An 11,296-nucleotide genomic window follows, 5' to 3' on the forward strand; every position below is an offset into this window, starting at 1 on the left:
TCGTCGGCGCTCTTTCCCACCCTGGCCGAGGCTGACTCGTTCGAGGAGCGGTGGCGGGTGACGCGCAAGGCCCTGCTTGCGAGCCTGGGTGTCAGCGCCCTGCTCTGTGGGGTCGCCGCGCTGCTTGCGCCCACGGTCATCCGGCTGCTGGTGGGACCGGCCTACCTGCCGGCGGTGGAACCGCTCATGTGGCTGCTTCCGGGCGTGGTGGCCTACGCGGCCTGCAGCGTGGTCTCAACCGCCCACGCCGCGTCAGAGCACACGGTGCTGATGATCGTGCCGGCCATCGTGGTCGCCGCGCTCAACGTGACCATCAATCTCGTCTTGATCCCGCGCTACGGCATCACGGGCGCGGCGGCGACCTCGAGCCTCACCTACATCTTGTGGCTGCTCGCCGCACTGGCCTACACGGCCTACTACCGGCGCCACCACGCAGCGGCCATGGACGCTCGCCGCGGAGCAGAGCGCTCATCGCCCTCGGCGGCGGACTAGCGCCCCAGCAGGCGCTTGTACATCGCTCGAGCCATGCCCGTCATGCGGCGCACGAGGCTCGGCCGGCGGGGGGCGCCATAGTCGACGGTGATCGTGGCTGGCTCGGCAACCTGCTCGGCAAGCATGATTCCCGTCCTTCCGCTGCGCCCCATGAGGAAGGCGCAGGCGGGGTAGGCGCTTCGCAGGCCTTCCCAGTGCGTCGCGAACTCGGCTGTGCTTCGCGCGATCACGCAGAGCGCGCCAGTCGCAGAGAGGTGGCCCGCGATGTCGAGCAGCTTCGTGGGCCCGTCGCTGCCCAGCATGGAGGTGCGCACCAGGGCCAGATCGACCTTGAACGGGGCGGGAAGCGAGCCTGCAAGCCGTGTGAATCCGGTCGAAGGGTCGCCCGTGACGAGGCGGGTGTAGCCTACATATCCCACCTCGCGCAGCAGCACGAGAACGTCTTCGGGGCAGCGCCGCTGCCAGTCGTCGATGACGTAGATCTCGAGCCCTGGATTGGTGGCGGCCACCAGGGTCGACAGGCACGACTCTTCCATGCCGTACTCCACGAACGTGAACGGCGGACGGCGCAGGCTCTGGGCCGCCAGGGCGCAGGCCGCCTCCCACTCTGGCGCCGAGGTCATCGCGAGTCCGGCATTCCAGGTCACGTGCTTCATCACCTCGGGTCGGGTCGCGGCGCGTTTCGCTTCGGCAACGCTCAGCCTCGCGGGCGGGGCGCTTCGGATCTCGACCTTTGGACTCGAAGGGTCGGACTGCTGCTCGGCGATGGGGGCGTCGGCCATTCCCCACCCTTCGGGGTTCACCCGCATCTCACGCGCCACGGTGCGAGGGTTCACACCGCCGGGCCAAAGCCCGCGCTTGTTGGTGGGCCAGTGCTCTTGATGGAAGGCGCCCACCCCCAGGCACGACAGGTCGATCCAGCCGTAGCGCTGGGTCACCCGCATGGCGAGGTCTGCGTCTGACCAGCCGTTGAGGGTGAGCTTCTCGTCGAAGGCCCCCACCTCGTACCAGCGGTCGCGGTGCATGAGCAGGCCCGCGCTGCTGCCCCCGAGGCCGGAGAGCGCCTGCTCACGGGGAATCACCCCCGCGGCACGGGAGAGGTAGGGCTCCCACGCCTCGAGCACGAGCTCGTGCTGACAGGTTTCGAAGGGCACGTGATAGCGGCTGAAGAGCATCAGGTTGCGCTCGAGGTCGAAGGGCGCGGGCACGCGCCCGGCAAGCGCGTCGACGAGGTTGCGCAGCGCGAAGCGTGGCACCAGGCTGTCGGCGTCGAACAGCATGAGGAAGCGCCCTCGTCCGCGACGCAGCGCCACATTGGTGGCGACTACGGGGCAGAACCGCTCTCCCGCAACGGCACGCGGCACGTGGAAGAATCGCGTGATGAGCGCGGCTTCGGGGGTGAGGGGCAGCACCTGCGACAAGGGTACCTCGCTTCCCCAGTCGGTGACCAGCAGCTCGACCTCGTCGAGAAGCCCCAGCTGGGCAAGGTTGCGGGCCGCGAAGTTCAGGCACGACGTGATGCGGTACTTGAAGTTTCCCATGTAGTCGTCATTGCGTCCGGTCACCACCATCGACAGTACGGGTTCGTTCTCGCGCCGATCCATGCTTGCCTCGCTCTCCTCGGGCCACCGTTCGTCCCGCGCCATGAAGGCCCCTGCGTTCCCCCCGTCATGGCCCTCGGGCGCGTGAAACATTTCGCGTGCCAGGGTGTCTATTCAGCCATCACTGCTTCACGTCGGAGGATACAGCGTGCGTCGCTTCGCGCTAGCAGCGCTTCTCTTGTCTGCCGCCCTTGTGCTGCTTGCGCCCTCGACGGCGTGTGCGGCGCCCGCCAGCGACCCTGAGAACGAGATCTCGCATCTGCTCAATCGAATCGGTTTCGGACCTCGCCCGGGAGACATCGAGCGGGTGCGCGCCATCGGCACCGAGCGCTACATCGATCTGCAGCTCCATCCGGAGCGCATCGACGATTCGGCTTGCGATCGCCGGCTCGAGGGTCTGCGGTCGCTGGCGATGTCGTCCGCTGACATCGTGCGCACCTACCCGGGCGCGGCGCTCGTGAGCCGGATCGAGAAGCGCGCGGAGAGCGGAGACGAACGTGCCCGAAAGCTGCTGGCGTCGCTCGTCCCCGTAGACGAGCGGGGCAACCCCCGCGACGTGCTCGTCGATCTTGCGTCGCAGAAGCTGATACGCGCCGTGCACAGCGAGCGCCAGCTGCAAGAGGTCATGGTCGATTTCTGGATGAACCACTTCAACATCTACTGGCCCAAGGGGCAGGACAAGGTCTATCTGACCGCGTTCGAACGAGACGTGATCCGCCCTCGTGCGCTCGGCCGATTTCGTGAACTGCTCAACGCCACCGCGCACAGCCCGGCCATGCTCGTCTATCTCGACAACTGGCTCTCCACCGTAGAGACGGCCATGACCGCCGACGGCAAGCGCAAGCCAGGGCTCAACGAGAACTACGCTCGCGAGATCATGGAGCTGCACACCCTCGGCGTCGACGGAGGCTACACCCAGCGCGACGTGGTGGAGGTCGCCCGCTGCTTCACCGGGTGGACCATCGGGCGAGCGCGTGGGAAGGCGGGGGCAGGCGCGACGGAGACCGGTTCCAGTGATTTCGTCTTTCGCACCCGCATGCACGACAACGGGCAGAAGGTGGTTCTGGGAAGCACCATCGCCGCCGGCGGTGGGGAGGGCGATGGGCTCGCAGTCATTGACCTGTTGTCGCGAGACCCTCACACCGCGCGCTTCATCAGCTTGAAGCTGTGCCGTCGCTTTGTCTGCGACGAGCCTTCGAAGGCGCTGGTGGAGCGAGTTGCGGGCGTGTTCCGCAAGACCGATGGCGACATTCGCGCGGTGGTGCGGGCCATCATCACCTCCCCGGAGTTCCGCTCACCCAAGGTGCGGGCGGCGAAGATCAAGACGCCCTTCGAGCTCGTGGCCAGCGCCATTCGCGCGGTGAACGGTGAGACGCAAGGCGGCCTGCCACTGGCCAACACGCTGCGCACCATGGGAATGCCGCTCTACCTCTGCCAGCCTCCCACGGGATATTCAGACCTTGCGCAGGCTTGGGTGAGCAGCGGCGCCCTGCTCGAGCGCATGTCGTTTGCCGTGGCCCTGACAGAGGGGCGCGTGCGCGGGGTGACGGCCCATCCCGAACCGATCCTCGCAGAGCTGCCCACCGAGGTCAACGCCATGGTCGAGACCCTGGGGCGGCGCCTCGTGGGGCGCCCTCTCAGCGAGGAGACATCGACAACCCTGCGCAAGACGGTGGGTGAGGCGCCGGCCTCGAACCGGGTTCGTCAGACGGCGGGCTTGATCATCGGCTCGCCGGAATTCCAGCGCAGGTAGCCTGCGGAAGGAGCACAAGAAGATGCGGCGACCAGACGATACCGCTGTGCACGAACACGACGGGTGCGGGGCCTGCGAGGCGGAGCTGGCCTTCACGCCCCCGAGCCTCACCCGCCGCGTCTTCTTGCGCAGCGGCGCCATGGCGCTCATCGGCGCGGCGATGCTTCCCGGGTTCCTCACCCGCGCGGCCGTGGCGGCGGGAAGCCAGAGCGGTCGTCGCGGCCGCGTTCTCGTGACGGTGTTCCTGCGCGGGGCGGTCGATGGCCTGAACATCGTGATCCCGTATCGTGAGCCCGAGTACTATCGCTTGCGCAGGAGCGTCGCGGTTCCCGCACCCCGCACAGGCGGCGGCGACGAGACCGCCCTCGATCTCGACGGAACCTTTGGCCTGCACCCGGCGCTCGCGCCCCTGCAGGCGCTCTATCAGCAGCGCCACCTCGCCTTCATCCTCGCCACCGGATCGCCGGACCCCACCCGTTCGCATTTCGACGCACAGGACTACATGGAGTCGGCGGCGCCCGGCAACAAGAGCATCAGCGATGGCTGGCTCAACCGCATGCTTGCGGCCCAGAAGCTCTCTCACGAGACGCAGTTCCGCGCCGTATCGATGAGCACGTCTGTGCCCCGGTCGCTTCAGGGGAGCCGTGGGGCCCTGGCCATCCCCGACGTGCGATCGTTCGGGGTGCGCGGCGGCGGCGCCGCGATGCAGAAAGGCTTCGAGGGAATGTACGAGAGCGGCGTGCACGATGTGCTGCACGGCACCGGACGAGAATCGTTCGAAGCGGTCGATGCCTTGCGCAAGCGGCTGGGCAGCCAGCCCTACGCGCCGTCCAATGGCGCGACCTACCCCACGGCCCCGTTCGGTCGGCAGATGCAGCAGGTGGCCCAGCTCATCAAGGCCGATCTCGGCGTCGAGGTGGCCTCCACCGATATCGGGGGGTGGGACACGCATGCCAATGAGGGCGGTTCCAAGGGCCAGCTGGCCAACAACCTGCGCATCCTCGGTCAGACCCTGGCAGCGTTCGCTCAGGACATGGGCGATGGCATGGAAGACATCATCATTCTCACCATGTCTGAGTTCGGGCGCAAGCTCGAGGAGAACGGCAGCGGAGGCACCGACCACGGTCACGGCAACCTCAACATGATCATCGGGGGCCGGGTGCGCGGCGGGCAGGTCCATGGCCGATGGCCTGGGCTGGCCAGGGAGCAGCTCTTCGAGGGGCGCGATCTCGCGGTCACCACCGATTTTCGCGACGTCTTCGCGGAGGTGCTGACCCGCCACATGCAGTGCCGTGACGCGGCTGCCGTGTTCCCGGGCTACGCAATCAGCCCGTCGCGCTTCCCAGGGGCGTTCGCCTGAGGCTCAGCGCGGTTCGAGCTTGACCACTCGCTCGATGGTCATGTCTCTTCCGGCCTCCGGGATGTGCGTGATCACCTTCTGCCAGGTGACCTTCACCTTGCGGCCCTTGAAGCTCTCTGGGTTCTCCGCGACCTGTTCGAGCATGCCACCGGCCTGGCCGATGAAGAACGAGCGTGTCGTCCCCTTCGCGTCCTTCACGACGAGATGCATGTAGTCACCCGTCTCGACGTTCACGATGGTTGCGGGGAACGTCGACTGCGAGACGATCTTGTCCTTGGCCCAGGCCGTCGCACCGAGGGAGACAGCCAGGAGAAGCACGACAGAGAGCAGACGCAACGCGCGCATGCGGCCTCCACTGAGAAAGATCAGCAGAAGATCCATCCCTGGTGGCTCTTCTGCTGGGCATCCACCGCCGACTCTGCCGCTGGCTTGACGGGATAGCTCTTCACGTACGCGAGCTGCGCGGCGCCCTGGGGGCTCTTCGGGTTCATGTAGTGGTGCACGAGCTGATCTTCGACCTTGCTCATCGGCACGCCCTGCTGACGTTCGAAGATGCCAGACATGACGCCCGTGCGACCGGCGCCCGCGGCGCAGTGCACGTACACCGGACCGCTCTTCGGGTCGGCCATCACGTCGAGGAAGCGCTCGACCTGGGCCGGCGTCGGCACGGTGTTGTCGGTGAAGGGAATCTCGACGAGCTTGAGGCCTGCCCGCTGGCACGCCTCTGCTTCTTGTGACGAGGAGAAGTCGACGTAGCCGTAGTGGTCTTCCACGTCGCGGCAGCGGAGCGTGACCACCGTCTTCACCCCGTGGGCGGACAGCCACTCGAGGCCTGCCTGCGAGGGCTGCGCGCCGCGGTAGAGCCGTCCTTCGGCCACCACGCCGAAGTTGGCCAGGGGCACGTCGAGGTGCTCCTGCGAGACACCCTCGTGCAGGCTGTCAGCGCGTCGGGCGCGTTCGACCTTGTCAGAGGTGGCCAGAATCGACATGGGCACATAATCGGGGTTGCGCGCGTAGAGGCGTCGCCCTTCGCAGAGCAGTGCGCTGACAGCCGCGGTCACGCGCTGACCGGTCGACGCGTCGAGCGCGCCGGGGGCTGATTCGAGAAAGCTGGCGATGTTGCGGTCGAGCGCGTCGGCGTCGACGTCGAGCTTCTTGGGCGCTTCGGCCCGCTTTGCGCCTTGCGCGGTGGGTGTGAACCGGTCGCTCGACGCGCCACCGAGCGGGAACTCGGGGCACAGGGCGGGCTGGGTGATGGCTCGCGCGGCTGACGCCTGCACGGCCGTGGACGAGCGGTGAGCGGAAGTCGATACGAGCATGTTCGAAGTCTAGCAGGCGCGGCTGAAATCATCCTGAATCGACGGAGATCTCACAATGTCAGCCGCGACCAGCGCCGCCGAGGGCGCCGGCGGGGGTCAGGCCTCCTGGGCCGATGCGACGGTCTCGTCGCGCAGCGCAGCGCGCATCGCCATCACGAAGAGGGCGGCCAGTCCCAGCTTCCCCACCGCCAGCGCAAGCAGGAGGTCGCCGAATGGCGCCCCCTGCTGGAAGATCAGCAGGAAGCGGCTGTAGCTGCACGGGTAGATCACCTGTTCGGCCATGAGGGCGGCGGCATAGGTCCAGCCGAACACCTCGAGCTCTCGCGGGCGTTGCAGGGCCAAGGGAAGCAGTGCGGTGAGGGAGAGCGGCCACAGCAGGTACTGGGGCTGGTAGAGCGTGGTCCAGAAGTTCACGGCCAGCAGCAGGGCCTGCCCGGTGAGAATGAAGCGCGATGATTCGCCGCCGCGGGCAACGTGTCGCAGAGGCAGATGCAGGGCGGCAAAGGTGGCGAGCATGCCGAGAAGGCAGAGCAGGCGGGGGAAGGATGGCACCAGCAGGCCGTGGATGCCCCAGGTGTTGGCGTAGGGCGGAGGCCACATGCCCATGAGGCGATAGACGACCATGGCCACCGCGGCGGGAACGCTCTCCACGCCTACGGGCTTGGCCTCGTGAAACTTCATGACATCGCCCATGATGCCCAGCGGGCTGCCCCCCAGGCTGAACAGCGCCAGCGCGAAGAACACCGAGACGGCGAGCCCGCTCAGCACAGGTCCGATCTGCCAGCCCCCGTCGAAGAGCCAGGCAAGCCACGGTGGTGGCGGTTCGCCCTCTCTTGATGCCGGCGCCTGGGGCCGGGGCTTGCGCAGAACAAGCGCGGTGAGCACCAGCGGATACATCTTCGTGAGGATGGCCGCGCCGAGCAGCGCCCCGGCGAGGCGAGGCTTCTCGCGCACCCACGCATACCAGGTGAGAATGACCAGCATGGTGGCGAAGAGCTCGAAGCGGTACATCAGAATGGGCCCCGCTGCCAGGCACAGCCCCGCGAACAGCAGCGCGGAGCGCCGTCCCGCGATCTGGTTGAGGAAGGCCAAATGGAGGCCGAGCAGCAGGGCGTTCATCGACATGAACACATCGTGGTAGGGCGTGGCGGTGACGCGCTCGAGCATGCGGATGAACAAGAACCAGAACACCGCCACGGGGGGGTACTCGCTCCCCTGCAAGGTGCCCTCGACGAACTTTGCAGCGCGTATGCTGAACTCGGTGACATCGGTGGCCAGATGATCGCGCCACATGGGCTGGTGGGCCATGCCGCTGAGCACGGTCGTCACGGTGAAGATGAGCGCCACCAGGGCAACAGGGGAGAGCGCCTCTGTGGGCCACACGAGTGCGGGTAGCGCTGGCGATGCGTCGACGGCGCTTGTCGGGAGCGACTTCTTGTGCTTCTTCACGGGGTCAGCAACCTGCGTGACACGGTCAGTGCCACGCGTCTCCTTTGCTGGGGGATACGCCGTTCAACGCACCCTCCCTCCGCGAGACCATCGGCAGGGAGGCTCGCGGGTGAAATCATCATGGCCGACGCGGCGATGCGGGATGTGCCGATCTCGGCCGTCGCATCGTCTACAGGGCTCAATCGCGATCAGCGAGAACGACAGCGCGTGCAGCCCGTGATCATCGGAGCCGGTCCGGCTGGCCTCACCACAGCGCTCGAGCTCTCGAGGCTCGGGGTCTCGAGCGTTGTGCTCGAGCAAGACCCGGACGTTGTGGGTGGGCTGTCGCGAACCGCCACGCACAAGGGATTCAAGTTCGATATCGGGGGACACCGCTTCTTCTCGAAGAACACCGAGATCGAACGCCTGTAGAGCAACCTTCTCGGAGACGACCTCATCGAGGTCGAGCGCATGTCGCGCATCGTGTATCGCGGCCGTTTCTTCGACTATCCGCTCAACGCATCAAACGCCCTGCGCAACCTGGGCGTGCTCGAGGCGGCGCACTGCATGCTGAGCTACGCAGGGGCGCAGCTCTTTCCGCGCAAGAATGTGACATCGTTCGAAGACTGGGTGTCAAACCAGTTCGGATGGCGGCTCTACAGCATCTTCTTCAAGACCTACACCGAGAAGGTGTGGGGCATGCCGTGGGAGCGCGTGGCAGAGATGCTTCGGGAGGCGGGGTCAGAAGTTCGTCTCGGAGCTGACGTGCGCGGCATCGCGTGGGACGACACCGGCGTCGTGGCGGTCGAGTACCAGCGCGGCAGCGAACGCGTCCGGCTGCCGGCCACGCACGTGATCACGTCGATGGCGCTGCGCCACTTCGTTGAAGCGCTCAGCCCTGCCCCGCCCGCGCACGTTCTCGAGGCCGCGAAGGGGCTGGGCTATCGCGATTTTCTCACGGTGGCACTGGTCGTTGAACAGGCCGACGTCTTTGCCGACAACTGGATCTACATCCACGAACCCGACGTACACGTGGGGCGAATCCAGAACTACAAGAACTGGAGCAAGGACATGGTGCCTGACCCCAGTCAGTCGGTGCTCGGGCTCGAGTACTTCTGCTTCGAGGGCGATGATCTGTGGACGCGCTCGGACGCGCAGCTCATCGAGCTTGCAACGCGTGAGCTCGAGGTGCTCGAGCTCACGCGTGGGGCTCGCGTCACAGACGGTGCAGTGGTTCGCATGCCTCGGGCCTACCCGGTGTACGATGACGGGTATGCGTCGCGGGTGGCCTGCATCCGCGACTTCATCGAGCACCATCTGCCCAACGTGCAGGCGGTGGGGCGCAACGGCATGCATCGCTACAACAATCAAGATCACGCCATGCTCACGGGTCTCCTTGCGGCGCGCAACCTGCGCGGTGAGGGGCCGTTCGACCCGTGGAAGGTCAACGCTGACGCCGAGTACCTCGAAGAGGGGCCGCGCGACGAGGTCCCGGTGGCCTGGGGACCTCCCCCGTCATCGCAGAGTCGCTAGACCGCCTCGGCTTCGAGCATGTCGTTGTCTTCGGGTGTCACCGCGGGAGTGCTCACGGCAACCTCGGTGACAGTACGTGATCAGGCAACAAGATCGCAACATCTCGCCACGTGTGGAGTGCTATCCTGAACGGCACATGATCTTGAATGCACCTCTCGCTTCTCCGTATACGCCATGGGAATCGAGTACACGCCTCGAACCCACGGTCGCGCGCGCGGAGGCATCCGAGCCGGATGCGGTAGATCCGACCGCCCTCGGAGACGCGGCGCGCGTGACGTGCGTTCAAGAACGCGCTGAGGCTGCCGAGTCGGCGCTCGAGAGCGAGCAGTCGGCCGTGGGCCTGGGTCTGACGGCACTGGCCGCTCTTGCATCCACCGTCTTGCCCGGTGCGACGGGGAACCCTGCGGTGCTGACGACCCCGCCGCCTCCTCCCACCATGTTTCAGGGGCTATCGCCGTCAACGCTCCGCCCGTATCCTGCAGAGTCGTTTGCCGTACGCGCCGCCGAAGACCAGCTTCTGCACACGGTTGCAGACATGCAAGAGGGACGTGCGCCCACCCCCCAGTACCTCTCGGGTTATCACCCGAGCTGGCACGAGAACAACGACCACTGCTACTCCATCTACTTTCGCGCAGCCATGCGGGCTGGAATCTTGACATCGTCTCAGGCTGAATCGATCATGGCGGGCTTTCCCGTCAGCAATGAAGCTGCCTGGCGCGCGCACATGTTCCCCGAGGGCGCGGCGCAGGTCGCGTTTCGCGTCACGCCGGAAGGGGTTCGAGTCGATTACGGCGTCATACCCGCGGGCCATCTCATCTCGATGGATGCGAGCGCCCACGTCATGATGAGCACGGGGCGACGCCTCGCTGACGGCCGGCACGAGGTGTACTCGTTCAAGGGAGGCGGCCCTGAAACACCGGTATGGGGCGATTCCGTGGGCTACGATCCTCAGGCGAAGGTCCGGGTCGTCACCCTCGAAGACGAGCTCGAGGCGCTTCAGCGCGATGATCAGCCCATCAAAGACGTGGTTGTCGTGGAAGGGCCTTCGGCGCTGGTGCTTCAAGAGCGCTGACGGGAAGATCCCATCACGCGACCTTCGTCACCCCCCCTACACAGCCTCGGCTTCGAGCGCGCCGTCATCGTCGAGGGGCACGGGAGGCTCTTCCACGGGAGGGTCTTCCGACACGTCCGGAACGTGCACGTCCGGAAAGGCTGCCGCGGTCTCGGCCAGGGTGAACAGCGCCGCGGCTACTTGCTCGAGGCGGCTGATGATGTCGTGCAGCCATGACTGCACCGGAGGCGAGACGCTCACGTCTCCGCTGATCTCATTGAAGTAGCGCTCGCGCAGCGCCTGACAGGTGGCGCGCAGCTGGTCTGCCTCCTGGGGCTCGATGGTGCTGCGGTAGTGCACCCGCAGCCAGGCTCCGTCGAAGGCGGTCTGGTAGTCGGTGACCAGGGCGCGCCAGGGCGAGGGGAAGACGTACCCGAGGCTGCTCTGTCCTTCGGTCAGGGTGCGCAGCAGGGAGAGCGCCTGCAGCTGCATCTCGCCGTACCCTGTGAGTAGCGCGAGGTTGAAGCGCAGTGCCTGTCGCTGCGCAGTCGAGAGGGTCTTTCGATTGAGTCGCATCAGCAGGTCGTGCAGCGCTTCGTGCTGGCGCTCGAAGGTTCTCCGGAACACTGCGTCATCGGGCTTGCGACGCATGGCGGCGAGGTCGTGCAGCAAGAGATACAGGCTCTCCTCGATGAGCGCTTTCGTCTGGCGATCGACGAGCTTGAGCTGGCGGTCGGCCTCGTCGAGGGCGCGCTGGGG

The 11,296-nt window shown here is 66.5% G+C and carries 9 protein-coding genes and 1 pseudogene; 5 read left to right on the forward strand and 5 right to left on the reverse strand.

Going from position 1 to position 11,296, the window contains the following annotated elements; genetic code table 11:
- Positions 1-492: hypothetical protein (locus EB084_10780; GenBank protein ID NDD28738.1), on the forward strand; the 492-nt coding region annotated here is incomplete at its 5' end.
- Here EB084_10780 and EB084_10785 read toward each other — a convergent pair.
- The gene (locus EB084_10785; protein ID NDD28739.1) at positions 489-2,186 is read right to left on the reverse strand and encodes a hypothetical protein; all 1,698 of its coding nucleotides are present in this window, start codon (positions 2,184-2,186) and stop codon (positions 489-491) included. The two genes, EB084_10780 and EB084_10785, sit on opposite strands and share 4 nt — an antisense overlap.
- Between EB084_10785 and EB084_10790 the strand changes: the two genes are divergently transcribed.
- Positions 2,185-3,846 carry a DUF1800 domain-containing protein gene (locus EB084_10790; GenBank protein ID NDD28740.1) on the forward strand — a complete coding sequence of 554 codons (1,662 nt, stop codon included), beginning with the start codon at positions 2,185-2,187 and terminating at the stop codon, positions 3,844-3,846. The genes EB084_10785 and EB084_10790 overlap by 2 nt on opposite strands.
- Positions 3,847-3,868: 22 nt before the next feature.
- On the forward strand, positions 3,869-5,206 hold the full coding sequence (locus EB084_10795; GenBank protein NDD28741.1) for a DUF1501 domain-containing protein: 1,338 nt from the start codon (positions 3,869-3,871) through the stop codon (positions 5,204-5,206).
- Positions 5,207-5,209: 3 nt separating this feature from the next.
- Here EB084_10795 and EB084_10800 read toward each other — a convergent pair whose 3' ends face one another.
- The 3 genes from EB084_10800 to EB084_10810 all read right to left on the reverse strand — a co-directional run bounded on the left by EB084_10800 (position 5,210) and on the right by EB084_10810 (position 7,974).
- Positions 5,210-5,587: a hypothetical protein gene (locus tag EB084_10800; GenBank protein ID NDD28742.1), complete on the reverse strand. Its 378-nt coding sequence runs from the start codon at positions 5,585-5,587 to the stop codon at positions 5,210-5,212.
- Positions 5,572-6,525, reverse strand: a complete 954-nt coding sequence (locus EB084_10805; protein NDD28743.1) for a hypothetical protein — start codon at positions 6,523-6,525, stop codon at positions 5,572-5,574. The genes EB084_10800 and EB084_10805 overlap by 16 nt, the downstream gene beginning before the upstream one ends.
- A gap of 96 nt (positions 6,526-6,621) precedes the next feature.
- Positions 6,622-7,974 carry a hypothetical protein gene (locus EB084_10810; protein NDD28744.1) on the reverse strand — a complete coding sequence of 451 codons (1,353 nt, stop codon included), beginning with the start codon at positions 7,972-7,974 and terminating at the stop codon, positions 6,622-6,624.
- A 135-nt stretch (positions 7,975-8,109) separates the two neighbouring features.
- Here EB084_10810 and EB084_10815 point away from each other — a divergent pair.
- A pseudogene (locus EB084_10815) lies at positions 8,110-9,486 on the forward strand (NAD(P)/FAD-dependent oxidoreductase).
- A gap of 271 nt (positions 9,487-9,757) precedes the next feature.
- Positions 9,758-10,558, forward strand: coding sequence for a hypothetical protein (locus tag EB084_10820; GenBank protein ID NDD28745.1), 801 nt, complete (start codon positions 9,758-9,760; stop codon positions 10,556-10,558).
- Between the two features lie 36 nt (positions 10,559-10,594).
- Here EB084_10820 and EB084_10825 read toward each other — a convergent pair.
- A partial coding sequence (locus tag EB084_10825; GenBank protein ID NDD28746.1) for a hypothetical protein occupies positions 10,595-11,296 on the reverse strand: 702 nt, incomplete at its 5' end.

It is taken from the genome of Pseudomonadota bacterium (genome assembly GCA_010028905.1).
In the GTDB taxonomy this organism is placed as follows: Bacteria; Vulcanimicrobiota; Xenobia; order RGZZ01; family RGZZ01; genus RGZZ01.

Coding starts and splice junctions, on each gene's coding strand:
- EB084_10795 (NDD28741.1), top strand. CDS start 3,869: ATGCGGCGACCAGACGATACCGCTGTGCACGAACACGACGGGTGCGGG.
- EB084_10785 (NDD28739.1), bottom strand. CDS start 2,186: ATGTTTCACGCGCCCGAGGGCCATGACGGGGGGAACGCAGGGGCCTTC.
- EB084_10800 (NDD28742.1), bottom strand. CDS start 5,587: ATGGATCTTCTGCTGATCTTTCTCAGTGGAGGCCGCATGCGCGCGTTG.
- EB084_10805 (NDD28743.1), bottom strand. CDS start 6,525: ATGCTCGTATCGACTTCCGCTCACCGCTCGTCCACGGCCGTGCAGGCG.